Here is a 24,654-nt window from a genome sequence, read left to right on the forward strand (position 1 = left end):
TGCTCGCCTTCGCTAGCCGCGCCTCTGATGGAATTTGCGCGCTGTTCGCCCGCGGTGCAGAATGCCCCCACCCTGCACCGCCCTTGCCAACACGATTTCTGAGACATGGAGAGCAGAGCTACGGTCATCGCGGACCTTCACCGGCTGGGCGTCAGGCCCGGCGACCTGCTGATGGTGCATGCGTCGCTGAAGGCCCTGGGTCCCGTCGAAGGCGGGGCGGCCGGTATTGTCGCCGCGCTGCTCGAGGCCGTGGGGCCGACCGGCACGCTGATGGGCTATGCCTCGTGGGACCGCTCCCCTTATGAGGAAACCCTGAACGGCACATGCCTCGACGAGGAGAAGCGCCGCGCCTGGCCTGCTTTCGATCCGGACACGGCCGGCACCTGCCGCGGCTTCGGCCTGCTCAACCAGGTCCTCGCCGACACTCCCGGAGCGCGGCGCAGCGCGCATCCCGACGCCTCCATGGTCGCGCTCGGCGCCCGCGCGCAAGAACTGACCGAGCACCATCCGCTGGGTCAGGCTCTGGGGCGCGGCTCGCCCCTGGAGCGTCTGGTTCATCTCGGCGGCCGGGTCCTGCTGCTGGGCGCTCCGCTCGATGCCGTCACCGTCCTCCACTATGCCGAGGCGATCGCGGACATCCCGGGCAAGCGTCGGGTGACCTATGAGATGCCGCTGCGTAGCCCGGACGGCGGGACTGTGTGGGTGAAGGTCGAAGACTTCGATACCAACGGCATCCTCGACTGCTTCGCCATCGAGGGTCAACCCGATGCGGTCGAGACGATCGCCAAGGCCTATGTGGACCTGGGCCGCCATCGCGAAGGCCGGGTGGCGGAGGCGCATTGCCATCTGTTCGAGGCCCGCGAGATCGTTGCGTTCGGCGTGACCTACCTGGAGCAGCGCTTTGGCCACCAACCAGCCGTGCCCGACCGGCGGCTGCCGGGAGGCGTCAGTACTTCTCGTGGTCCCGGGAATGGCGAGGCAGGCGGTGAGAGCGGAGGCACGCCATGATCCTCTGGCTGAACGGACCTTTCGGAGCCGGAAAGACGACGCTCGCCGACCGGCTCCGCCTGCGGAAACCGGACCTGCTGATGTTCGACCCCGAGGAGATCGGCTTTGTCGTGAAGGCGACTGTCCCTTCTGCGGCCAGCGGTGATTACCAGGATCTGCCTCTCTGGAGAGCCCTGACCATTGCCGCGCTGGCGGAGCTTCGCAGGTATTACCCGCAGGACATTGTCGTGCCTATGACAGTGGTCCGGCCGGACTATCTGGATGAGCTCTTGGGTGGCGCCCGGCGCATCGACGATGAGTTGCTTCATGTGTTTCTCGATCTCGACGCCGATCTTCTGCGCGACCGCATCGATCGGCAGGTGATGCACCCCGATCCTGCCCGCAATCGCGAGATACGCCAGTGGCGCCTGGTGCAGATGGAACGCTGCCTGTCGGCACGGGAGCGTCTGCCGGATGGCACCCTGGTTCTCGACAGCGGCGATCATGACCCTGATGCGCTTGCCACTATCGTGCTCGACAGGATGAACGCCGCCGGAGCGGCCGCCTCGAGCAGTCTGGATCGACCCTCGGAATGACGGCGACGTAAACGGGGCCGTCTGTCACCCCTTGGATGATCGGCGTGAGTGCAGCGGACTGTGGCTTCGGCCTCATGAGATCGGAACTGCATGCTGGCTGCAGCGACCCAATGGATTCCGGCGCTGTTGCGCCTGCGGAGTGATAGGGGCGCGGCAGAGCGCCATCAGCTGCCTGTCGCCAACCGACGCTCCGCATGGTGGGTGAGGAAGATTAGCTTGGCCGAAAAGGAAGGATTGCTGCTCAGTGGCAGAGGCAAGTACTTGATTTCTAGTGGCTACATAAGAAGACTATCGTGGCAATCGACACAACATCCCGAAAATCGTGACTGGCGTCCTCGTCTGGATGCGGTCTTGGTGCGGCCTCGGGCGTAGGCGTCCGCTTTTTCCATTTCACTGCATCGGCGCGGCATGGCGCGGCGGCTGATGGCCGCGGCCTGCGGGATCTCGGTCGCAGGCCTGCCCCGGCTGGCAGCGGGGGCCGGTCCGTCTGTCGGAAGCCCATCCTGACGGAACCTCTGAAGGCACTGAAATCTTGTCAGAAAGGAGGTGCGTTCAGATGAAGATCCTGTCGATCAGCGGAGGTGGTTTCCAGGCGCTGTACAACGTGATCCTGCTCGAGGAACTCGAGAAGCTTGCCGGCCCGGTGAAGAACAGCTTCGACCTGTTCTGCGGCACCTCGGCGGGGGCGATCGTCGCGGCAGCGGGGGCAAGGGGGATGCCCATGGCCGACCTGCGCGCCGGTTTCGAGCAGCGCGGGGCCGAGGCCTTCCGCCGCCGCAGCATCGCGGGGCCGCGCGACCTGTGGCGGCTGTGGGGGCGGTCCCGCTACATGGCGGGACCGCTCGAGGCGCTGGTCGCCGAGATCGCGGGCGAGGCGACCCTTGCCGACCTGGAGGCGCCTCTGGCCGTTACCGCTGTCCGGCTGCGTGACGGCGCGCCGGTGGTCTTCAGCAACCAGGCGTCCCCCGGGGTGAAGCTGCGGGATGCCGTGATGGCCAGCGCGGCCGCCCCGACGATGTTCCCGGCCGTCCCCATCGACGGCGAGCTTCACGCCGACGGGGGGATCTTCGCCAATGCGCCGGACCTGCTGGCGATGGAACTGGCGCTGCGGACCGGGGCCAGGGCCGAGGAGATCTCGATGCTGTCGCTGGGCTCGATGAACGCCTGCCCGCCGCTGGGCGAACCGGGCGACCCCGACATGGGCGTGCTCGACTGGCTGCGGGGCAACCGCATCTTCCGAACGATGATCGGCGCGCAGGCCGAGGTGACAAGCCGGCTGATGCGCGGCCTTCTGGGCGAGCGCTACACCCGCATCGACGCCGATCCCACCTTTCCGCTGCGGGGCGACGTCGCCCTGGACCGGGCTGACGCGAGGGCGATTGCCGCGGCAAGGATGGCGGCGAGCCTGTCGCTGGGCGAGCTTGAGGCCTGGGCGCAGGCAAGCCGCGAGCGGCCGCTCCGCCGGATCGCGTGATGCTGCGCGTGCCTTCAGGGGATCGGGGATGACGGACTGGGTGATCGGCTGCACGCATTTCGGCCACGCCAACATCATCAGGCTGTGCAACCGTCCCTTTGCCTCGGTCGAGGAGATGGACCGGGCGATGATCGACAACTGGAACCGCGTCGTGGGCCCGCGCGACACGGTCTATCACCTTGGAGACTTCGCCTTCCGCGGCCCGCCCGCCGAGCATTACGAGCGGCAGCTGCGCGGCACCATCGTGAAGATCCGGGGAAACCACGACAGCGAGGACTGGGGCACCCCGTACCTGCGCGTCAGGGTGAACCGGACCGGGGTCGTCCTGTTCCATTACCCGATCCAGGAATGGGACGGCTGGTGGCAGGGCGCGGTCCACCTTCATGCCCATACGCATGACCGCGAGTTCCTGTCGGCCACGCGGCGCGGGAATGTCAGCGCCGATGCCGTGGGCTTCACCCCCGTGCGGCTGGATCACTGCGTCAAGCGCCTGCTGGCGTCAGGCCCGGCCGGCAAGCAGGGCTGACCGGACCCGCCGGGACAGGAGGGTGGCCGGCGAGCGCTGTGCCCGCCGGCCTGTCGTGCGGGCCGGCGGCAGGGCCGCGCCCGCGGCGTCTTAGGCGCCCTTGGCTTCGTCCAGTGCCTCGAAGACCAGCTTGGCGATGGGCTCGGCCGAGGCCGGGTTCTGGCCGGTCACCAGGTTGCCGTCGCGGATGGCGAAGGGCTCGAAGTCGGGGCCTGCCTCGATCACGGCGCCCAGCTTCTTCAGCCGGGTGGTCAGAAGGAAGGGAACGGCATCCGCAAGGCCGACCGCCTGCTCTTCGCTGTCGGTGAAGGCGGCGACGCGGCGCCCCGCGACGACGGGGGTGCCGTCGGCCCGGCGCGCGCCGACAAGCCCCGCGGGGCCGTGGCAGACCGCCGCGACCACCTTGCCTGCGGCGTCGAAATCCGCGACCAGCTTCGCCAGTTCGGCGCTTTCGGGATAGTCGAACATCGTGCCGTGGCCGCCCGGCAGCATGATCGCGTCAAAGCCCGTGGTGTCCAGCGTGTCAAAGCGCAGCGTGTCGCCGATCAGCGTCTGGAAGACCCTGTCCTGCATCGCGCGCTCGACCGAGGGATCGTTCTCGCCCCGGGGCTTCACGCTGTTCGGATCGACCGGCACCTTGCCGCCCGCGATCGAGGCCAGCGTGACCTCGGCCCCGGCGTCGAGGAAGGCGTAGTAGGGGGTCGTCAGTTCCTCGAGCCACAGGCCGGTCGGCTTGTCGCTGTCGGTCATGGTGGCGGCCGAGGTGGTGATGATCAGGATGCGGGGTTTCTTTTGCATGGGGAACCTTGTCTTCGGGAAGTGTATGAAAGCCTTTGCCGCCTCAGTCGGGCACCTGCTGACCCACCGAGGCGGAGGGGGCGGGAACTTCGGGCTCGCTGACCGGGGCGGCGTCCTCTCCGGTCAGCCGCTCGGCGACCTCGGCGGCAAGCGTCTCGAGCAACTGCAACTCCTCGTCGTCGAGTTCGCGCACCTGGTCGTGGATCAGGCAGAGCGCGCCCAGAACTACCCCGTCCGCCTTCCGGACGGGGGCGGCCGCCAGCGCGCGGGCCGACCACCTGTGCAGGATGGCGTTTTCCGACAGCACGGGGTCGCGCTCGATGTCGGCCACCGCGACCGGCTTCGCATCGCTCAGGACCTGGGCGGCAATCGGTGAATCCTGCGGCAGCACGATCAGGTCCCGTCCGTCGGACGTGCGCGCGCCGGGCAGGTCGTGGCTGGCGCCGATCACCAGCTCGTTCTCGCCCTCGATGGCCACGATCACGGCGGTCCTGACGTCGAAGACATCGGCGGCCCGGATGGCATAGTCGTCGAGATCCTCGCGCAGTTCGGGGTTCTCGAGCCGCACGCCCTTGAGCGTCTCGTTGCGGACCGCGGCGGCCTGGGGGTCCTGCACGACCTCGACCGACGCGCCTTCCGCGTCGCGGACCAGAAGCGAGATGCGGCCCACCGCCTCCTTGATCGAGGCCACGACGGCATCCGCGCCAAGGGCCTCGCGCCGGCGGTCGTCCAGTTCGTCCGACGCCACGCCCCACAGGCCCAGCACCACCTTGGCCCGAGGCCAGCGCGCCCGGATGCGGCGCGTGAGATTGCGGGCACCGGCATCCGGCTCGCGGCTGAAGAAGCTCAGCAGGACGACCTGCACGCCCTCGAGTTCCAGCCCCGCGACATAGCGCGAGGTGGCGGTCCCGGCGGCCCGCACCGCCGCGGGCACGCCGTCCAGCTGCAGGCTGTGGGCCAGCATCTCGCAGGCCTGGCGGTCGATCTCCCACTTGCCGGCGATGCAGGCGACGCGCGGGGCCGCGCCCTCGGGCAGGGTGGCGGGATGGGCGTCGCGGATCTCCTCCAGCAGTTCGTCCATGCCGTTGGCGATGCGCAGGCGGTGCTCGGCGCGGGCGTTGTTGATATAGTCGATGCTGGCCTGCCGCAGGACCTCCATTCCCTCGTCGTTGTAGAACTCGGTCACGGACTCCTCCTCGATCACGTCCTCGGCGATGTCGATGGCATCGTCGGGATCGTTGGCGATCAGGCGCTGGTAGATGCGGGTCTGGCGACTGAGCGCGGGGCTGGACCCGAGCAGCGTTTCGAGGATGGACAGCTGCGGGATATAGCGGCCCACGACCAGAAGGCAGACGGTCAGCGGCGTGGACAGGACCAGCCCGATCGGTCCCCAGATCGCCGTCCAGAAGGTCGCGGCGGCGATCAGCGACAGCACCGACAGCCCGGTGCTGGTGCCGTAAAGCAGCGGCTCGATGATGTTGTTGGACACCAGTTCCAGCACCAGGATCAGCGCGGCCGTCATCAGCACCATGTTCCAGCCGGGATCGACCGCGAAGGCGAGGCTGAGCGGGAAGACCGCCGACAGGATCGGCCCGACATAGGGGATGAAGCGCATCACCGCCGCCAGCGTGCCCCACAGGATGAAGCCCGGCACGCCGATGAGCCACAGCCCCAGCGCCATGGGCAGCGCATAGGTGACGTTCACCACAAGCTGCATCAGCAGGTACTTCGAGATGCGTTTGCTCGCCTCTTCCAGCGCGTCGGTGGACCGGTAGATGTTGCCGCCGAGGATCCTCAGCAGCCTGTCCCTCAGGTCGCCCTGGTCCAGAAGGATCAGCACCACGAAGACCAGCACGATGCCCGCGGTGGCGATGGGCGACAGCAGGGGCGAAAGCCACAGCATCGCGGTCTTGAAGGGCGAGACCGGCTCGGGGATGACGCGAACGCGCTGGGGCGGGACGTCGTTCTCCTCGCCCTCGCCGACGACCTCGGCCACTTCCTTCTGCACGGTGTCCACGGTCTGCAGCGCGCCTTCCAGGATGCCCGGCCCTTCCATCTGTGCGCCCAGGTCCTTGATCTTGGCGCGGATGGTGGACTGGTAGGTCGGCAGTTGCGCGCTGAGCGACTGCACCTGCACGGCGACAAGGGTTCCCAGACCCCCCAGCACCGCCAGCACCAGCCCCATGGCCAGTGCCACCGCAAGAAGCCGCGACAGCCCGTGCCGCACCAGCCAGTGCACCAGAGGCCCCAGCACGAAGCTGATGAGAAAGGCGACCGCCAGCGGGATCAGCACCACCTGCCCGAAGTAGAGCGCGGCGACGATGATGGTGGCGATCACCAGCCCTGCGGCCAGGCGCACCACGTCGGTCTGTTGTGACTGAGGCGGCGGCTCGGTGCCGGACGGCGGAAGCGGAAGGATCACGTGGGCACCGGAACTGGGGGGATCGCGCAGCCGGAACGCCGACGCAGGGCAGGTGGTTCAAACGAAAGCGGACCGAGACGCGGCCGACCCGCACCCGCCCGGTTCAGCCTCGGGAGGCTGTCGCCGCCCTGGTCACGAACGGCCGCCCGGGCCGGCCGCAAGGGCCTCGACCACCTCGCCCAGCATCCGGTCGCATCCATCGAGTTGGGCACGTTCGACGAATTCATCGGGCTTGTGGCCCTGCTCCATGAAGCCCGGCCCGCAGATGGCGGTGGGGATGCCGAGGTTGTCGTGAAACAGCCCCGCCTCGGTGCCGAAGGCCACCTTGATCGCCGGGCCGTTGTCGCCCGTGACCTGCCGCAGGAACCGCACGGCGGGCGAATCCGGCGGCGCATCCAGGCCGGGATAGCCGGACAGGGCTTCGATCCCGATGCCCGCCTCGGGGAAGCGCGCGTGGAAGGGCCGCGCGATCTCCTCGGCGTCACGCGTGATGCCTTCAAGGATCAGGGCGGGGTCGTCGCCGGCGATGTTGCGGATCTCGAAGTCGATCTCGCAGCGGTTCGGCACGATGTTCAGCGCGTTGCCGCCGCGCATCAGGCCCGCGTGGATGGTCGAATAGGGGATGTCGTAGTCGGGGTCGCGCAGGCCGCTGCGGTCGATCTCCTCCTGCCGCGCCTGAAGCGCGGCGATGAAGCGCGCGCCCAGGTGCAGCGCGTTCAGCGCCTGCGGGGCCAGGGCCGAGTGCCCCTCGCGCCCCTGGCAGCAGGCGCGGAAAGCGACCTTGCCCTTGTGGCCGGCGGCGATCCTCATGCCCGTGGGCTCGCCGACGATGCACAGCGCGGGGCGCTCGGGCCGGGCGGCCAGCGCCCCGATCATGCCGCGCACACCCAGGCAGCCGATCTCCTCGTCATAGGACAGCGCAAGATGCAGGGGGGTGCGAAGGTCCCGCCCCGAGGCCAGAAGCGCGGCGCGGAGGGCTGCGGCGACAAAGCCCTTCATGTCCGCCGTGCCGCGCCCGTAGAGCCGGCCGTCCTTCTCGGCCAGCTCGAAGGGATCGGTGGTCCAATCCTGTCCGGCCACGGGGACGACATCCGTGTGCCCCGACAGGACGACGCCACCCGGCCCCTCGGGTCCGACCGTCACCCACAGGTTCGCCCGTGTCCCGTCAGGATGCGCGAACCGCTCGACCCGTGCGCCGGCGGGGGTCAGCAGGCGTTCCACATGGTCCAGAAGCGCAAGGTTCGGCTGGCGCGAGACCGTGGGGAAAGCGACCAGGTCGCGCAGGATCTCGACTGTCGAGGGGATGGGCATGGGCGGCTCCGGGACAAGGCCGGGCCATTGCTTCAGCAGCTCGCGGCCAAGCGCAAGCCGCCTTAGGAACAGCCTAACCAATGCGATGCCAGATCGTAATTTTCGCCGCGTCCCCGGCGCGGTTACATCCTTGCGGGCCACGAAGGATGCAGGAATGCCGGTGGAAACGACAGACACGCTTGTGATCGGCGCCGGGCAGGCGGGGCTCGCGATGAGCGAGCACCTGACGCAGGCTGGTGTCCCGCATCTGGTGCTGGAACGCGACCGGATCGCCGAACGCTGGCGCTCGGCGCGCTGGGACTCCCTTGTGGCGAACGGCCCCGCCTGGCATGACCGCTTTCCCGGCATGACCTTTGACGAGGTCGATCCCGCCGTGGGCCCCGACGACTTCCCGCACAAGGAGGTCGTGGCCGCTTACCTGGAAGCCTATGCCCGCCGCTTCCATGCGCCCGTCCGCACCGGGGTCGAGGTGCTGTCGGTCGAGCGGCTGGAGGGTCGCGCCGGCTTCCGGGTCGAGACCTCGCAGGGCGTCATCGAGGCGCAGCGCGTCGTCGCCGCGACCGGGCCTTTCCAGAAGCCGGTCATCCCGCCGGTCATCCCCGGCGATGCGGGCGTCGCGCAGGTCCATTCCAGCGACTACCGCAACCCGGACCAGCTGGCGCCCGGCGCGGTGCTGATCGTCGGGGCGGGTTCGTCGGGCGTGCAGATCGCGGACGAGCTGCGCCGCGCGGGGCGGACGGTCCACCTGTCCGTGGGGCCGCATGACCGGCCCCCGCGCAGCTATCGGGGGCGCGACTTCTGCTGGTGGCTGGGGGTGCTGGGCAAGTGGGACATGGCCGCGCCCAGGCCCGGGACCGAGCATGTCACGATCGCCGTCAGCGGCGCGCGCGGGGGCGAGACCATCGACTTCCGCCGCCTGGCGCAGGAGGGCATGATCCTTCTGGGCCGGACCGAGGGCTACGCGGAGGGCAGGCTGATCTTCGCGGGCGATCTGGTGACGAACCTGAACAACGGCGACGCCAACCATGACGGGCTGCTGGACGAGGCCGACGCCTATGCCGAACGCAACGGGCTGGACCTGCCGCAGGACCCGCAGGCGCGCCGCCGCTGGCCCGATGCGGAGTGCATCGTGAATCCGATCCGCGAGCTCGACTTGGCCAGCGCAGGGATCGCCACCGTCATCTGGGCGACGGGCTTCTCGGCCGACTACGGCTGGATGAGGATCGACGCTTTCGACGAACGGGGCCGCCCGGTCCACCAGCGCGGCGTTTCGGTCGAGCCGGGGGTCTATTTCCTGGGCCTGCCCTGGCAGTCGCGACGGGGGTCCAGCTTCATCTGGGGCGTCTGGCACGACGCCCGGCACATCGCCGAGCAGATCGCCATCCAGCGCAAGTATCTCGACTATCACCAGGGCGCCGCGTCCCGGCCGGAACCGGAACAGCGCCGCGCCTGCTAGCACCCACATTCCACAGGACCACGACGGAGACTGCCTTGGCCCATACCCGCATCCGCAAGTTCAACACCGCCGACACCTACCCCGAGCAGAAGCTGGACAACGACCTGTGCCAGGCGGTGGTGACGCAGGGGGGCCGGACCGTCTGGCTGCGCGGGCAATGCCCCCAGAACCTCGACGACGCGAAGAACATCGACAGCCACGACCCGGCCGAGCAGACCCACAAGGTGATGCAGAACATCTGCCAGTTGATCGAGGAAGCGGGCGGTCGGATGGAACACCTGGTCAAGGTCGTCGTCTACATCACCGACGTCCGCCACCGCGAGGCGGTCTATCGCACCATGGGCGAATATATCCGCGGCGTGCATCCCGTCTCGACGGGGCTGGTCGTCTCGGCGCTGGCCCGCCCCGAATGGCTGGTCGAGATCGACGCCACGGCCGTGATCCCGGACTGAGCCGATGACCTTCTCGCTTGTCGCCCGCTGCACCGAGACGGGAATGTTCGGCGTCGCCATCTCGTCGTCGTCGCCTGCCGTCGCGGCGCGCTGTTCCTACGCCCGGGCCGGGGTGGGGGCGGTCGCCTCGCAGAACGTCACCGATCCCACGCTGGGGCCGATGGCGCTGGACCTGATGGAGCGCGGCCTTTCGGCGCCCGAGGCGGTCGCGGTCGTGCAGACCCGGGGCCGGTTCATCGAATACCGGCAGGTGCTGGCCGTGGACCGCAACGGGCGCACGGCGATCCATTCAGGGCCGAACGCGCTGGGCATCTGGGCCGAGGCGCGGGCGGAAAACGTCGCCGCGGGCGGCAACCTGCTGGCCGACCGGGGCGTGCCGCAGGCGATCGTGGAGGGGTTCCTGGCCTCGGCCGGACATCTGGGCGACCGGCTGATCGCGGCGATGCGCGCGGGCCTTGCGGCGGGGGGCGAGGCGGGGCCGGTCCATTCCGCCGGCCTGAAGATCGTGGACAAGGTCAGCTGGCCCGTCGCGGACCTGCGCTGCGACTGGACCGACGCCTGCCCCGTCGAGGCCGTCGCGGCGGCGTGGGGGATCTACAAGCCCCAGCTCGACGCCTATGTGCAGCGCGCGCTGGACCCCCGCGCCGCGCCCTCCTACGGGGTGCCGGGGGACGAATAGCCATGCGGCGGGGACGCCTTGTCCGTTCAGGGTCTTTGCCCTAGCGTTCCGGGTCGCGGCCCATCGCCGCAGCCCGTCCGCGCCCTGAAAGACCCGAGCAAAATGCCCGTTCGCTATACCTTGCGGCAACTGGAATATCTGGTGGCGGTGGGCGAGGCGGGCAGCATCGTCGCGGCGGCGCAGCAGGTGAACGTTTCGCCGCCCTCGATCTCGGCGGGCGTCTCGCATCTGGAGGAGGAACTGGGCGTCCAGCTTTTCGTCCGCCACCACGCGCAGGGGCTGACGCCCACGCTGGCCGGGCGCAAGCTGCTGGAACACGCCCGCATGGTGCTGCGCGAGGCCGCGGCCCTGCGCGATCTCGCGCGCGAGCTTTCGGGCTCGATCCGCTGGCCGCTGGCGATCGGCTGCATGACGACCTTCGCCCATGCCGTCCTGCCCGCGCTGCGGCGCAGCTTTGCCGACGAATACCCCGAGGTCCGCATCTCGCAGGTCGAGGCCGACCAGGCCGAACTGATCAGCCTGCTGCGGCAGGCCCGGATCGACCTGGCGCTGACCTATGACCTGGACCTGCCCGGCGACCTGCGCTTCTTCCCGATGATGGAACTGCCGCCGCTGGTGGCCCTGAACGAGGGCCACCCGCTGGCGCAGCACGCCGAGATCTCGGTCGAGGACCTGGCGCCGCATCCGATGGTGCTGCTGGACCTGCCGCTGAGCGCGGATTACTTCCTGTCCTTCTTCGCCGACCGCGGCCTGCGCCCGAACATCGCCGAGCGGACACGGGACATGGCGGTGCTGCGCAGTCTGGTCGCCAACGGCTTCGGCTATTCCATCGTCAACCTGCGGCCCCTGAACGACGTGGCACCGGATGGCCGGCCGCTGCGCTTCGTGCCCCTGGGCGGCAATGCGCGCGCGATGAAGATGGGGATGCTGGTCAGCACGGCGGTGGAACGCAGCCAGCTGCACCGGACCTTCCTTGCCAGCGCCAGCGAGTGGGTCCGGCGCAACAGCCACCGCCTGTCCGGCGGCGGCCCCCTGCCCGAAGAGGCATGAGCGGGCGGCAGGCGACCGCCCGCGCCAGAGTTACCGCGACAGCCAGGTGGTGAAGCGCTCGGTGATCTCGGTTTCGTGGTCCACCCAGAAGTCATGCGACGATTGCAGCGCATTCGTCATGTTGTCCTGGCTGGTGGGCAGAAGGGGCTTCATCTCGGTCTTGCCGTCCTCGTACAAGCCCACCAGCGGGATCGACGACTTGCGCGTGGGGCCGTAGGCGATCCACTTCGTCTGGGCCGCCAGCGGCTCTGTTCCGGTGGCGAAGCGGATATACTCCATGGCGGCGTCCCGGTTCGGCGCGCCTTTCGGCACGGCGAAAAGGTCATATTCCTGCACCTGCCCGTCCCAGACGATCCGGAAGGGCTTGCCTTCCGACACGATGGCCGAGAACAGGCGGCCGTTGTAGGCCGTGGTCATGGCCACCTCGCCATCCGCCAGAAGCTGGGGCGGCTGCGCGCCCGCTTCCCACCACACGATCTGCGGCTTGATCGTGTCGAGCTTGGCAAAGGCGCGGTCGAGCCCCTCGTCTGTCGCCAGCACCTTGTAGACCTCGGCCGCGGGCACGCCATCGGCCATCAGGGCGATCTCAAGATTGATCTTCGGGCCCTTCCGCAGGCCGCGCTTGCCGGGAAAGCCTTCCAGGTCGAACAGGTCGGCGATGGTCGAAGGCTGCCGGTCGGGGAACTTCGTCGCGTCGAAGCCGTAGACGGTGGCGAAGATCATCGAGGCCACCGCGCAATCCGTCAGCGCGCCGGGCAGGAAATCCTCGGCCGCGGGCGTGCCGTCGGGCGCCGGGGGCAGGGTGGCGGCGTCGATCTCCTCAAGCACGCCCTCGTCGCACAGGCGCACGGCGTCGGTGAATTCCAGGTCCACCACGTCGACGGTGACGTTGCCCGCATCGACCATCGACTTGATCGGCCCCGCCGGGTTGTCCGCCGAGGTCATGGTGACGGCGGTCCCCGTCGCGGCGGTGAAGGGCTTGTTGTAGGCCTCGACCTGGCTTCTCTCGTAGGCGCCGCCCCAGCTCATCACCGTCAGGTCGGCATGGGCGGGAAGGGCAAGCGCGCAGAGCGCCGTCGCCTGAACCATCAGTTGCTTCATGTCTTGTTCCCTGTCCTTGTTCTGGTTGTTCCACCCGCGCCCCGCCGATGGTTCCCGGACGCGGCGCCGTCGCGGCGGCCGTTCATCCCGGTCCGGGCGCAAGGGCCGTCCATGGATCATCCGGGCAGGGCCGGGCGGGTAAATAAGCGTTTTCCGCAGCCTTGCTTCGGGAAATCCTAAGCGGCTTCAATGCAGTAGACGTGCCGGAAAGTCATGCAGAAGGGCAGGGCGACGGGGTCGCCCTGCCTATTCGCCAGCCAGTCCGAGGATGCATTCCGGGTAGGCGCGTTATTGGATAGCCGCTCCGCTGGCATGGGGCAGGGCGACCGCGAAAACGTGCGAATCGCAGCGCAGGATCAGGGATGCCCTGACCGCAGCGGCTACGCCTGTGCGGCCGCCCTCACTCGGCAGCCAGCGCGAAGCTGCGGTCGAAGCCGGCGGTGCGCTCGGCGATATACTGCATGAAGTCGTAGATCGGCCGTTCCAGATAGGACAGGTGCCCCGGGCGGGCGCTGCCCGCGGACAGGCCCCGGAACACCTTTTCGGTGCAGCCCCGGTCCTCCAGGTTCACCTCGTCCAGCAGCGCCTTGAGGCTGGCGACGTAGTTCTGCGCCTTCGGGTCCTCCATGAACTCGGGCGACAGCCCCCCGCCGAAGGTGATGGCGACCTGCCCGGTGCCCTTGGGATGCAGCGACAGGTACCAGAAATAGCCTGGGGTCAGCGTGATCAGGTGGCTGGGATACAGCGTCAACAGTGCCGTGGTCTTGCGCCAGTGGCCTTCCAGCCGGGTGTTGGACGGATGGGCGTTGCCGATCGCCAGCGAGGCTTCCTTGGTGATCCAGTGATAGTTGAAGGCGCGCAGGCCGGGCGGGCACTCCATCTCCTCGAGCTTCGAATGGCCGCCGACCGTATCCGCGTGGCAGACGGGCAGGTGGTAGCTTTCCATGAAGTTCTCGGCCAGCACCTTCCAGTTCGTGTCCCAGACATGGGTTTCGCGGAAGCACTCGACATAGTTCTCCATCCGGTAGGGCGCGATCATCCTTTCCAGCGCGCCCAGTTCCGAGGCGACTGCCGGCCTGTCGCGGTCCAGCGTGATGTAGATCCAGCCCAGCCATTCCTCGCAGCGGATCTCGGGCAGGGCATAGTCATGTTTGCAGAAGCCCGTGGTCTGGGCCATGAAGGGCGCCCCGCGCAGCTTGCCGTCCAGCCCGTAGGTCCAGGCGTGATAGGGGCAGACGATCACCCGCGCGTTGCCCGACCCTTCCAGCAGCGTGGACATACGGTGCAGGCAGACGTTGGAAAAGGCGCGGATCTGCCCCTCGCGGTCGCGCAGGACCACGACCGGCTGACCGGCGAGGTCACAGGTCACGTAGTCGCCCGGGTTCGCCAGCCCGCTGGACCGGCCGACGCAGAGCCATTCCCTGGAAAAGATCGTCTCGATCTCGCGCTGCAGGAACCCGGGGCTGGTATAGACCGAGGGCGGCATCGCGCGCGCGTCTTCCAGCGGGCGGGCGGCGGCGGCAAGCAGTTCGGCGACAGGCTGGTCCGGCGACATGGGATAGACCTTTGTTGGCATGGCTTGCGCCCCAGCCTGAACCTCTTTGAAGGAACAGGAAAACTCATTTATCCTTGGCGAAAGGAAGGCATTCCATGGTTCGCTTCACCCTTCGCCAGTGCGCCTATTTCCGTGCGGTCGCCCAGCAGGGCGGCATCGCGCAGGCGGCGCGCGTGCTGAACATCTCGCAGCCTTCGGTCGCCCAGGCCATCGACAAGCTCGAGGCCGTGACGGGGCTTGTCCTGTTCGAACGGCACCATGCGCGCGGGCTGACACTGACCCAGCAGGGGCGGCTGTTCCTGGACCATGTCGCGCGGCTGGACGACCATGCCGCCCAGGTCGAGCGCGAGGCCATGGCGCTTGCGGCCGAGACGGCGGGCGAGATCCGGCTGGGCGTGTTCTGGACGCTTGCGCCATTCCATGCCGCAGGCCTGATCCGCAGCTTCGCCGAGGCCGAACCCGGCGTGGTCATCCGCCTGCACGAGCTTTCGCTGGTCCAGCTTGCCGACGGCCTGCGCGAAGGCTCGCTGGATTTCGCCGTGACCTACGACCAGGGTGCCCCTTCCGACGGGCTGTCGTTCAGGCCGCTGGCCGAGCTGCGGCCGATGGTGGTTGTCGCGCAGGATCATCCGCTGGCCGGGCGCAGCTCGGTCGATCTGTCGGAGCTGGCCCTTGAGCCCTATGTGATGTTCGACGCCCCCGGCAGCCGCGGCTATTTCGAGGGCCTGCTGGCCGCAGGCGGCATCAGCCCGCCCGTCGTCCATGCCTCGACCTCGATGGAATCGGTGCGCTGCGCGGTGGCGGCCGGCTTGGGCTTCACCCTGCTGGTGATGCGCCCGCCCTCGCCTGTCACCTATGACGGGCGCGAGGTCAGGACAGTGCCGATCCGCAACGACCTGCCGGCGCTGCGGGTGGTCCTTGCCTTCCGCGAACGGCGGCACGTCGGGCGGATCGCGCAGCGCTTTTCCGACCATGCCGCCGCCTGTTTCGCGGCGCGTCATCACCGGGACCGCTGAAGCCTTTTCCCGCCGGGCGGGGCCCGGGGCTAGGCCTCGCCGTGCATCGAGATCACCGCCCGGACGGCGCGGGTCCAGCGGGCATGGCGGGCTTCGCGGGTGGCGGGGTCCAGATGCGGCTCGAACCGCGCTTCGCGCTTCCACTCGGTCAGGGCCGTTTCGGGCCCGTCCGTCAGCCCGGCGCGCCATGCGGCAAGCCAGGCCGCGCCGCGGACGGTGGTCTCGGGATCGGTGGGGCGGTCCACCGGCGCGCCGAGGATATCGGCCAGCGCCTGCATCGCGGGGTCGGATGCCGTCATGCCGCCGTCCACCCGCAGGACCGACTCGCTCAGGCCGGGCCAGTCGCGGCGCATGGCGTCGGTCAGGTCGCGCGTTTGGAATCCCACGCTTTCCAGCGCCGCCCGCGCAAGTTCCGCCGGACCCGTGGCCCGCGTCAGGCCGAAGACGGCGCCGCGGGCCTCGGGCTCCCACCAGGGCGCGCCCAGGCCCGTGAAGGCGGGAACCATGATGACCTGCTGGCTGTGGTCGGCGCGCGCGGCAAGGCCCGCGACCTCGGGCGCGCTGCGGATCAGCCGCAGCCCGTCGCGCAGCCATTGCACCACGGCGCCCGCGACGAAGATCGAGCCTTCCAGCGCATAGGTCGGCTTGCCGTCCAGCTGATAGGCGATGGTCGTCAGCAGACGGTTCCGGGACTGCACGGCGGTGTCGCCCGTGTTCAGCAGCGCGAAGCAGCCGGTGCCGTAGGTGGCCTTGATCATCCCCGGCCGGAAGCACGCCTGGCCCACGGTCGCGGCCTGCTGGTCGCCCGCGATGCCCAGGATCGGGATCTCGCGCCCGAACAGGTCGGCGCGGGTCATGCCGAAGTCGGCGGCGCTGTCGCGGACCTCGGGCAGCATCGCGCGGGGCACGTCGAAAAGCGCGCAAAGCTCGTCGGACCACGCGCCCCGGCGGATGTCATACAGCATCGTGCGCGAGGCGTTGGTGGCGTCCGTCACATGGGCGCGGCCGTTCGTCAGCCGCCAGACCAGGAAGCTGTCCACCGTGCCGAAGGCCAGGTGCCCCTGCGCCGCGGCCTCGCGCGCGCCGTCCACGTGGTCGAGGATCCAGGCCACCTTGGTCGCGCTGAAATAGGGATCGAGCAGCAGCCCGGTCGCCTCGGTCACGGCGGGCTCGTGCCCGGCTTCCTTCAGCCGCGCGCAGGTGTCGGCCGTGCGGCGGTCCTGCCAGACGATGGCGTTGTGGATCGCGCGGCCCGTGCGGCGGTCCCAGACCACGGTCGTTTCGCGCTGGTTGGTGATGCCGATGGCGGCGATGGAAGGCGCGCCCGCCTTCTCGATCGCGGCGCGGGCGGTGGCGGCGGTCGAGCTCCACAGGTCCTCGGGGTCGTGCTCGACCCAGCCGGAATGGGGGAAATGCTGGGGGAATTCGTGCTGGGCCGAGGCAAGCGGCACCAGGTCGTCGGAAAAGACCACCGCGCGGGACGAGGTCGTGCCCTGGTCGAGAGCGAGGATCGGCATGGCGCCTCCGTGCAGAAGGGGAACCCGGGCGGCCCGGGTTCCCCGATTGGTGTCACTGCTGCCAGCTTTTCACCAGCTCGTCATAGTCCACCGTCTGGGGCTGCGGGTCCTCGTTCTCCAGCTTCAACTGGGGCGCGATGGTGCCGTGCTCCTTGGCGTAGTTGTTCCACCAGGCAAGGTCATGCTCTTCGGCCAGCTTGGGGCCGAAGTCGCCCTGGACGCCGGCGCGCTCCAGGCGCTCCATCACCTTCTCCTGCTCGGCGCAGAGGCTGTCCATCGCCTCCTGCGGGGTCTTGGCGCCCGAGGCCGCGTCCCCGATCGCCTGCCACCAGAGCTGCGCGAGCTTCGGATAGTCCGGCACGTTGGTCCCGGTGGGCGACCACTGCAGGCGCGCGGGCGAGCGGTAGAACTCGATCAGCCCGCCCAGCTTGGGCGCCCGGTCGGTGAAGGACTGGTGGTCCAGCGTGGACTGGCGGATGAAGGTCAGGCCGACATGGCTTTTCTTCACGTCCACCGTCTTCGAGGTCACGAACTGCGCGTAAAGCCAGGCGGCCTTGGCGCGGTCGTCGGGCGTCGATTTCAGAAGCGTCCAGGACCCGGCGTCCTGGTAGCCCAGCTTCATGCCGTCCTGCCAGTAGGCGCCGTGGGGCGAGGGGGCAAAGCGCCACTTGGGCGTGCCGTCCTCGTTCACGACCGGCAGGCCTTCCTTGACGAAGTCGGCGGTGAAGGCGGTGTAGGTGAACATCTGCTGGGCGACTTCGCCCTGGCTGGGCACCGGGCCGCTTTCGCTGAAGGTCATGCCCTGCGCCGCAGGGGGCGCGAACTTGGTCATCCAGTCCAGGTATTTCTGGATCGCATAAACCGAGGCCGGGCCGTTGGTATCGCCGCCGCGCGCGACGCAGCTGCCGACGGGACGGCTGTTCTCATCGACGCGGATGCCCCATTCGTCCACCGGCAGGCCGTTCGGGATGCCCTTGTCGCCGTTCCCGGCCATGGACAGCCAGGCGTCGGTGAAGCGCCAGCCGAGCGACGGGTCCTTCTTGCCGTAGTCCATGTGGCCGAAGACCTTCTTTCCGTCGATCTCGCGCCCGGTGAAGAACTCGGCGATGTCCTCGTAGGCCGACCAGGTGACGGGAACGCCCAGGTCATAGCCGTATTTCGCCTTGAACTCGGCCTTGTTGGTCTCGTCGTCGAACCAGTCCTTGCGGAACCAGTAGAGGTTGGCGAACTGCTGGTCGGGCAACTGGTACAGGTTCCCGTCCGGCGCGGTGGTGAAGGACTTGCCGATGAAGTCGTCGATGTCGAGGTTCGGGTTGGTGACGTCCTTGCCCGCGTTCGCCATCCAGTCGGTCAGGTTGCGCGCCTGCTGATAGCGCCAGTGGGTGCCGATCAGGTCGCTGTCGTTGACATAGGCGTCATAGATGTTCTCGCCCGACTGCATCTGCGTCTGCAGCTTCTCGACGACATCGCCCTCGCCGATCAGGTCATGGGTCAGCTTGATGCCGGTGATCGCGGTGAAGGCGGGGGCGAGCACCTTGGATTCATATTCATGGGTGGTGATGGTTTCCGACACCACCTTGATCTCCATCCCCGCGAAGGGCTGGGCGGCGTCGATGAACCATTGCATCTCGGCCTCTTGCGCGGCGCGGTCGAGGCTGGACATGTCGCCGATCTCGGCGTCGAGGAATGTCTTTGCCTCCTCCATCCCCGCCTGCGCGCCGGTCGCCAGCAGGACCAGCGCCATGGCGGTCGTCAGTTGCAGTCTCATGTCGTTTCCTCCCCAAGGTTGGGCCTTGGCGGCCCGGTTTCACACCCAGCGGAACACCGCCGCGGCGTAGATCAATGACGCGATCAATCCTGCCCAGGCGGGCGCCCCTCCAAGGCCCAGCCAGGCAAGGTTGATGAAGGCCGAGCCGAGCAGGCTGATGAACAGCCGGTCGCCCCGGGTGGTCCAGATTCCCAGAACGCCGCGGCGGGGCGTCTCGGGAAAGCGGATCGCGAGCCAGGTGAAGGCCAGCAGCAGCGCCGCGATCACCAAGAAGAAGAGAGCGGTCGGAAAGGTCCATGCCATCCAGCCGCCCTGGTTGAGGCTGCCCGTCCATTCCCGCGCGCCGTCATCCACGGGAACGAGGCTGACGAGCCACCCAAGCAGCCCCAGCATCAGCAGGGCGGCGGCGGCGAAACCCGCGTTGGCAGAGCGCCGGTGCATCACACCCTCCCCAGGGCGAAGCCCTTGGCAATGTAGTTCCGCACGAACCAGATGACCAAGGCGCCGGGCAGGATCGTCAGCACCCCCGCCGCCGCCAGGACGCCCCAGTCGAGGCCCGAGGCGCTGACCGTGCGGGTCATCGTCGCCGCGATGGGCTTGGCGTTCACGCTGGTCAGGGTGCGCGACAGCAGCAGTTCCACCCAGGAGAACATGAAGCAGAAGAAGGCCGCCACGCCGATGCCCGATGCAATCAGCGGCATGAAGATGCGGGTGAAGAAGCGCGGAAAGCTGTAGCCGTCGATATAGGCGGTCTCGTCGATCTCGCGCGGGACGCCGGACATGAAGCCTTCAAGGATCCAGACCGCCAGCGGCACGTTGAACAGGCAATGCGCCAGGGCCACGGCGATGTGGGTGTCGAACAGCCCCACGGCCGAATAAAGCTGGAAGAAGGGCAGGGCGAAGACGGCGGGGGGCGCCATGCGGTTCGTCAGCAGCCAGAAGAACAGGTGCTTGTCGCCCAGGAAGCGATAGCGGCTGAAGGCGTAGGCCGCGGGCAGCGCCACGGCCAGCGACAGCGCCGTGTTCATGACCACATAGATCAGGCTGTTGACGTAGCCCATGTACCAGCTCGGGTCCGTCAGGATCACGCGGTAGTTGTTCAGCGTCGGGTTCAGGGGATACAGGCTGAAGGTGCCGGTGATCTCGGCATTGGTCTTCAGGCTCATGTTCACCAGCCAGTAGATCGGCACCAGCAGGAACATGAGGTAAAGGGTCATCACGACGGCCGACCCGATGGACGCGCGGCGGGCGGTCATGGCGTGTCCTTCTGCGCGGTCATGACGGTGTAGAACACCCAGGAGATCAGCAGGATGACAAGGAAGTAGATCAGGCTGAAGGCCGCCGCGGGGCCCAGGTCGAACTGCCCGATCGCCATCTTCACAAGGTCGATGGACAGGAAGGTGGTGGCGTTGCCGGGGCCGCCCCCGGTGACGACGAAGGGCTCGGTGTAGATCATGAAGCTGTCCATGAAGCGCAGCAGCACGGCGATCAGCAGCACGCCCTGCATCTTGGGCAGTTCGATGAAGCGGAAGACGCCCCAGCGGCTCGCCTGGTCGATGCGCGCGGCCTGATAATAGGCGTCCGGGATGGACTGCAGCCCCGCGTAGCAGAGCAGCGCGACAAGCGAGGTCCAGTGCCAGACGTCCATGACGATGATCGTGGCCCAGGCGTCGAAGGGATCGTTGACGTAGTTGTAGTCGATGCCCAGCGCCGCCAGCGTATGGCCCAGCAGCCCGATGTCCACGCGGCCGAAGACCTGCCAGATCGTGCCCACCACGTTCCACGGGATCAGCAGGGGCAGGGCCATCAGCACCAGCACAAGGCTCGCCCAGAAGCCGCGCTTGGGCATGTTCAGCGCGATGAAGATGCCCAGCGGGATCTCGATGGCGAGGATGATGGCCGAGAACAGAAGCTGCCGCCCCAGCGCGGCGTGGATGCGGTCGCTTTCCAGCACCTCCTGGAACCAGCCGAGGCCGTTCCAGAAGAACTGGTTGTTCCCGAAGGTGTCCTGCACCGAATAGTTCACCACCGTCATCAGCGGGATCACCGCCGAGAAGGCGACCAGCACCAGCACCGGCAGGACCAGGAACCAGGCGCGGTTGTTGACAGGCTTGTCCATCACGCGGCCCTTTCCAAAGGCTCGATGCGCCAGTCATCGACGAAGACGCCGATGCGGGTGGGGTCCAGCGCCACGCGGTCGAACGTGGCGGGGATCGGCTGATCCTCGGGGACCACGAGGTTGAAGGGCGCGCCCGCGACCTCGCCGCGCAGGATGCGGTGATGGCCCACGTCCTCGGCGCGGATCAGGCGGAAGGGCAGGCCCTCGGCCGAGGGGCGCACGGCATCGGGCCGGATGCCGATCTGCACGCGGCCCCTGGGCGCTTGATAGGCGCGGCCGAGAGGGATGGTGGTCCCGGCGACGCGGGCGGTCGTGCCCTGAACCTCGGCGTCCAGCAGGTTCATGCCGGGCGAGCCGATGAAGTAGCCCACAAAGGTATGGGCCGGTGCGTCGAACAGCGACTGCGGGGTGCCCGCCTGCACGACGCGGCCCTCGGACATGACGACGACCTCGTCGGCGAAGGTCAGCGCCTCGGTCTGATCGTGGGTGACATAGATCATCGTGTGCCCGAACTCGCGGTGAAGGGCCTTGAGCTGGGTGCGAAGCTCCCACTTCATCTGCGGGTCGATCACCGTCAGCGGCTCGTCGAACAGGATCGCGTTCACGTCCTGCCGGACCATGCCGCGGCCGAGGCTGATCTTCTGCTTGGCGTCCGCCGTCAGGCCGCGCGCGCGGCGGTCCAGCGTATCCTCCATCCCGATCATGCGGGCGACGGCCTCTACCCGCGCGGCGATCTGGGCGGCGGGAAGGTCCCGGTTCTTCAGCGGAAAGGCGAGGTTCTGGCGGACGGTCATGGTGTCGTAGACGACGGGGAACTGGAACACCTGCGCGATGTTACGCCCGGCCGTGGGCAGGTCCGTCACGTCGCGGTCCCCGAACAGCACCCGCCCGCGCGACGGCCGCAACAGCCCCGAGATGATGTTCAGCAGCGTGGTCTTGCCGCAACCGGAAGACCCCAGCAGCGCATAGGCCCCGCCGTCGCGCCAGGTCAGCGACATGGGCTTCAGCGCCCAGTCGGCCTCGGCCTTCGGGGAAGGGCTGTAGCTGTGAGCCAGGTTGTCGAGGGTAATCCGCGCCATCACGCCGCCTGCGCATAGGGGGCGGTGCGGGCAAGCCGTCCGCCTTCGTCGAAAAGATACACATGCGCCGGGTCGAGCCAGATCGTCAGCGGCGCGTCCGTCGGCAGCTTGCGCACGCCGGGCACGAGGCCGACCCAGCGGTCCTCGCCATGCAGCAGGTGCAGGTAGCTTTCGGCCCCCGTGATCTCGGTCGCGGCCACACGGGCGGACAACGGCACGGCGCGAGGAGACTGTTCCAGCGTCAGGTGGGGCGCGCGGAAGCCCGCGGTATAGCGCCCGTCGGGGACATCGACCGGCCAGCGCGCGGCGTCCAGCAGGGCCTCGCCGCCCCGCACCTCGATACGCTTGAAGTTCATCGGCGGATCGCTGAAGACCCGGGCGGTCACGGCATCCCGGGGCGCCCGGTAAACCTGCGGCGTGGGGCCGAACTGCGTCACCCGGCCTTCCCACAGGGTCGCGGTGTTGCCGCCCAGAAGCAGCGCCTCCTCGGGCTCGGTGGTGGCATAAACGAAGATCGCGCCCGAGGCCTCGAAGATGCGGGGGATTTCGGCGCGCAGCTCCTCGCGCAGCTTGTAGTCGAGGTTTGCCAGCGGCTCGTCCAGCAGCACCAGCCCCGCGCCCTTGACCAGCGCGCGCGCCAACGCCGTCCGCTGCTGCTGGCCGCCCGACAGTTCCAGCGGGCGGCGGTTCAGCATGGGCGTCAGCCGCATCATCTCGGCCGTCTGGCGCACGCGGGCGTCGATCTCGGCCCGCGCCACCCGCTGCAGCCGCAGGGGCGAGGCGATGTTGTCGTAGACCGTCATCGAGGGGTAGTTGATGAACTGCTGGTAGACCATCGCCACGCCGCGGTCCTGCACCCGCTGGCCGGTCACGTCCTGACCGTGCCAGAAGATCCGCCCCGCGCTGGGCTGGTCGAGCCCCGCCATCAGCCGCATCAGCGTGGTCTTGCCCGACAGCGTCGGCCCCAGCAGCACGTTCATGCTGCCGGGCGCGAGCGTGAGGTCGGCCGGATGGATCCACACCTGCCCGCCCACTTCCTTTGTGACGCCCCGAAGCTCCAGCGTCATGCCGCGACCCTTTCGCTTGCCATGTAATCCTCGACCGCCGCGGCCTCGTCGGGTGTCAGCCGCAGGCCCAGCTTGGACCTTCGCCACAACACCCCTTGGGCGTCGCGGGCCCATTCGCGCCCGATCATCCAGCGCAGTTCGGATTCCGTCAACGTCGCGCCGAAGTCGCGCCCGAGGTCGGCGGCCGTCTTCGCGCCGCCAAGGACCTGCGCGGCCTCGGTCCCATAGGCGCGCACCAGCCTGTTGGCCCAGCCGGGCGTCAGGAAGGGGTGGTCGCGGCGCAGCGCCTCGGCCAGCGCCGCCGCGCCGTCCACGGGAAAGTCGCCGCCGGGCAGCGGCGCGCCCGCGGTCCAGGCCGCGCCCGCGCCGGGCAGGTGGGGGGACAGCTTCGCCAGAGCGGCCTCGGCCAGGCGGCGATAGGTGGTGATCTTGCCGCCGAAGACATGCAGGCAGGGCGGCCCCGTGTCGTCCAGCGACAGCACATAGTCGCGCGTGGCCGCCGTGGCCGAGGACGCGCCGTCGTCGTAAAGCGGGCGGACGCCCGAAAAGGTCCAGACCACGTCGGCGGGCGTCACCGGCCGGCGGAAATAGCCCGACACGAAGCGGCAAAGATAGTCCACCTCCTCGGGCGTGCAGACGGCCCGGTCGGGCGGGCCGTCGTGGTCCATGTCGGTCGTGCCGATCAGGGTGAAGTCGTTCTCGTAGGGGATCGCGAAGACGATCCGGCCGTCCTGACCCTGAAGGAAATAGGACTTGGCGTGGTCGAACAGCCGCCGCGTGACGATATGGCTGCCGCGCACCAGCCGCACCGATTCCGTCGAAGGCAGGTGCGCCACCTCGCGGATGACCTGTCCCACCCAGGGCCCCGCCGCGTTCACCAGCACCCTGGACCGGAAGCTGCGCCCGTCGGACAGCTGGATGGTCCAGCCGTCGCCCTCGCGCCGGGCCTCGGTCACGCGGGTGCCGACGATGATGTCGGCGCCGCGCGCCGCCGCGTCGCGCGCGTTCAGCACCACCAGCCGCGCATCGTCCACCCAGCAGTCGGAATATTCATAGGCCCGCGCCAGCCTGTCCTGCAGCGGCGCGCCCTCGGGCGTGTTGCGCAGGTCCAGCGAGGTGGTGCCCGGCAGGATCTCGCGGGCACCGAGGTTGTCGTAAAGGAACAGTCCCGCGCGGATCACCAGGTTCGGACGATGGCCGCGCGCCCAGGGCATCGCCACCGACAGAAGCCGCGAAACCGGCGTCTTCCCGGCAAAGCGCATCTTCGGGTCCAGCGGCAGGACAAAGCGCATGGGCCAGGCGATGTGCGGCATGGCGCGCAGCAGCACCTCGCGCTCGCGCAGCGACTCGCGCACCAGGCGGAGTTCCAGGAACTCGAGATAACGCAGCCCGCCGTGGAACAGCTTGGTCGAGGCGCTGCTGGTGGCGCCTGCAAGGTCGCCCTGTTCCGCAAGGCGGACGGACAGACCGCGGCCCGCGGCATCGCGGGCCAGCCCGGTGCCGTTGATCCCCCCACCAATGACGAACAGATCCGTCGCCGACGACATGGTCGCTCCTCTCTCCCTGCCGCCAACCGAACATCCCGGCGCGCGTTCTGTCAACATGGATGTTCGTTTTTGCGCAGTTTCTTTCGCTTGACATCGGATGGACGCGCGCTTCTCCTTGACGGGCAGGTCAGGGC

General features: G+C 68.6%; 22 protein-coding genes. 9 read left to right on the forward strand and 13 right to left on the reverse strand.

Annotation, left to right across the window (positions count from 1 at the left end):
* Window positions 1–105 precede the first annotated feature (105 nt).
* From aac(3) to CK240_RS01555, 4 genes are all read left to right on the forward strand, one after another.
* Window positions 106–1,008, forward strand: a complete 903-nt coding sequence (gene aac(3), locus CK240_RS01540; RefSeq protein ID WP_095638562.1) for an aminoglycoside 3-N-acetyltransferase — start codon at window positions 106–108, stop codon at window positions 1,006–1,008.
* Window positions 1,005–1,583, forward strand: a complete 579-nt coding sequence (locus tag CK240_RS01545; RefSeq protein ID WP_095638563.1) for an AAA family ATPase — start codon at window positions 1,005–1,007, stop codon at window positions 1,581–1,583. Before aac(3) ends, CK240_RS01545 begins: the two co-directional genes overlap by 4 nt.
* A gap of 556 nt (window positions 1,584–2,139) precedes the next feature.
* Window positions 2,140–3,057, forward strand: a complete 918-nt coding sequence (locus tag CK240_RS01550) for a CBASS cGAMP-activated phospholipase (protein ID WP_095638564.1) — start codon at window positions 2,140–2,142, stop codon at window positions 3,055–3,057.
* 28 nt (window positions 3,058–3,085) lie between these two features.
* Window positions 3,086–3,583 (forward strand): metallophosphoesterase, encoded by a 498-nt coding sequence (locus CK240_RS01555; protein ID WP_095638565.1) that lies wholly within the window; start codon window positions 3,086–3,088, stop codon window positions 3,581–3,583.
* A gap of 90 nt (window positions 3,584–3,673) precedes the next feature.
* Here the strand turns inward: CK240_RS01555 and CK240_RS01560 are convergent, their stop codons facing one another.
* The 3 genes from CK240_RS01560 to argE all read right to left on the reverse strand — a co-directional run bounded on the left by CK240_RS01560 (window position 3,674) and on the right by argE (window position 8,114).
* Window positions 3,674–4,381, reverse strand: a complete 708-nt coding sequence (locus CK240_RS01560) for a type 1 glutamine amidotransferase domain-containing protein (RefSeq protein WP_095638566.1) — start codon at window positions 4,379–4,381, stop codon at window positions 3,674–3,676.
* A gap of 43 nt (window positions 4,382–4,424) precedes the next feature.
* Window positions 4,425–6,803 carry an AI-2E family transporter gene (locus tag CK240_RS01565; RefSeq protein WP_095638567.1) on the reverse strand — a complete coding sequence of 793 codons (2,379 nt, stop codon included), beginning with the start codon at window positions 6,801–6,803 and terminating at the stop codon, window positions 4,425–4,427.
* A 132-nt stretch (window positions 6,804–6,935) separates the two neighbouring features.
* Window positions 6,936–8,114 (reverse strand): acetylornithine deacetylase, encoded by a 1,179-nt coding sequence (gene argE, locus CK240_RS01570; protein WP_095638568.1) that lies wholly within the window; start codon window positions 8,112–8,114, stop codon window positions 6,936–6,938.
* Window positions 8,115–8,268: 154 nt separating this feature from the next.
* Between argE and CK240_RS01575 the strand changes: the two genes are divergently transcribed.
* The 4 genes from CK240_RS01575 (at window position 8,269) to CK240_RS01590 (ending at window position 11,751) form a co-directional block, all read left to right on the forward strand.
* Complete coding sequence (locus CK240_RS01575; RefSeq protein ID WP_095638569.1) at window positions 8,269–9,570, forward strand: flavin-containing monooxygenase; 1,302 nt, start codon at window positions 8,269–8,271, stop codon at window positions 9,568–9,570.
* Between the two features lie 35 nt (window positions 9,571–9,605).
* On the forward strand, window positions 9,606–10,022 hold the full coding sequence (locus CK240_RS01580; RefSeq protein WP_095638570.1) for a RidA family protein: 417 nt from the start codon (window positions 9,606–9,608) through the stop codon (window positions 10,020–10,022).
* Window positions 10,023–10,026: 4 nt separating this feature from the next.
* The gene (locus tag CK240_RS01585) at window positions 10,027–10,701 is read left to right on the forward strand and encodes a DUF1028 domain-containing protein (protein WP_095638571.1); all 675 of its coding nucleotides are present in this window, start codon (window positions 10,027–10,029) and stop codon (window positions 10,699–10,701) included.
* 102 nt (window positions 10,702–10,803) lie between these two features.
* Window positions 10,804–11,751 (forward strand): LysR family transcriptional regulator, encoded by a 948-nt coding sequence (locus CK240_RS01590; RefSeq protein WP_095638572.1) that lies wholly within the window; start codon window positions 10,804–10,806, stop codon window positions 11,749–11,751.
* A gap of 30 nt (window positions 11,752–11,781) precedes the next feature.
* Here CK240_RS01590 and CK240_RS01595 read toward each other — a convergent pair whose 3' ends face one another.
* Both CK240_RS01595 and CK240_RS01600 read right to left on the reverse strand, forming a co-directional pair.
* A complete protein-coding gene (locus CK240_RS01595) occupies window positions 11,782–12,852 on the reverse strand; it encodes an ABC transporter substrate-binding protein (RefSeq protein WP_095638573.1) in 1,071 nt (356 codons plus the stop codon).
* Between the two features lie 400 nt (window positions 12,853–13,252).
* A complete protein-coding gene (locus CK240_RS01600; RefSeq protein WP_095638574.1) occupies window positions 13,253–14,407 on the reverse strand; it encodes an aromatic ring-hydroxylating oxygenase subunit alpha in 1,155 nt (384 codons plus the stop codon).
* A 95-nt stretch (window positions 14,408–14,502) separates the two neighbouring features.
* Here CK240_RS01600 and CK240_RS01605 point away from each other — a divergent pair, with 95 nt between their 5' ends.
* On the forward strand, window positions 14,503–15,423 hold the full coding sequence (locus tag CK240_RS01605; RefSeq protein WP_095638575.1) for a LysR family transcriptional regulator: 921 nt from the start codon (window positions 14,503–14,505) through the stop codon (window positions 15,421–15,423).
* 29 nt (window positions 15,424–15,452) lie between these two features.
* Here CK240_RS01605 and glpK read toward each other — a convergent pair whose 3' ends face one another.
* From glpK to glpD, 8 genes are read right to left on the reverse strand one after another with little or no spacing between them, the layout of a single operon-like run.
* Window positions 15,453–16,940 (reverse strand): glycerol kinase GlpK, encoded by a 1,488-nt coding sequence (glpK, locus tag CK240_RS01610; RefSeq protein ID WP_095638576.1) that lies wholly within the window; start codon window positions 16,938–16,940, stop codon window positions 15,453–15,455.
* Window positions 16,941–16,992: 52 nt separating this feature from the next.
* Window positions 16,993–18,708 carry an ABC transporter substrate-binding protein gene (locus CK240_RS01615; protein ID WP_095638577.1) on the reverse strand — a complete coding sequence of 572 codons (1,716 nt, stop codon included), beginning with the start codon at window positions 18,706–18,708 and terminating at the stop codon, window positions 16,993–16,995.
* A 39-nt stretch (window positions 18,709–18,747) separates the two neighbouring features.
* A complete protein-coding gene (locus tag CK240_RS01620) occupies window positions 18,748–19,149 on the reverse strand; it encodes a DUF2160 domain-containing protein (protein ID WP_095638578.1) in 402 nt (133 codons plus the stop codon).
* A complete protein-coding gene (locus tag CK240_RS01625; protein WP_095638579.1) occupies window positions 19,149–19,964 on the reverse strand; it encodes a carbohydrate ABC transporter permease in 816 nt (271 codons plus the stop codon). The genes CK240_RS01620 and CK240_RS01625 overlap by 1 nt, the downstream gene beginning before the upstream one ends.
* The gene (locus CK240_RS01630; protein ID WP_095638580.1) at window positions 19,961–20,827 is read right to left on the reverse strand and encodes a carbohydrate ABC transporter permease; all 867 of its coding nucleotides are present in this window, start codon (window positions 20,825–20,827) and stop codon (window positions 19,961–19,963) included. Before CK240_RS01630 ends, CK240_RS01625 begins: the two co-directional genes overlap by 4 nt.
* The gene (locus tag CK240_RS01635; protein ID WP_095638581.1) at window positions 20,827–21,906 is read right to left on the reverse strand and encodes an ABC transporter ATP-binding protein; all 1,080 of its coding nucleotides are present in this window, start codon (window positions 21,904–21,906) and stop codon (window positions 20,827–20,829) included. Before CK240_RS01635 ends, CK240_RS01630 begins: the two co-directional genes overlap by 1 nt.
* Entirely contained in the window at window positions 21,906–22,973 is a 1,068-nt protein-coding gene (locus CK240_RS01640; protein WP_095638582.1) for an ABC transporter ATP-binding protein, read from the reverse strand. The genes CK240_RS01635 and CK240_RS01640 overlap by 1 nt, the downstream gene beginning before the upstream one ends.
* On the reverse strand, window positions 22,970–24,520 hold the full coding sequence (glpD, locus tag CK240_RS01645; RefSeq protein ID WP_095638583.1) for a glycerol-3-phosphate dehydrogenase: 1,551 nt from the start codon (window positions 24,518–24,520) through the stop codon (window positions 22,970–22,972). Before glpD ends, CK240_RS01640 begins: the two co-directional genes overlap by 4 nt.
* Window positions 24,521–24,654: the final 134 nt, after the last annotated feature.

This window comes from Paracoccus salipaludis, assembly GCF_002287065.1.
GTDB lineage: Bacteria > Pseudomonadota > Alphaproteobacteria > Rhodobacterales > Rhodobacteraceae > Paracoccus > Paracoccus salipaludis.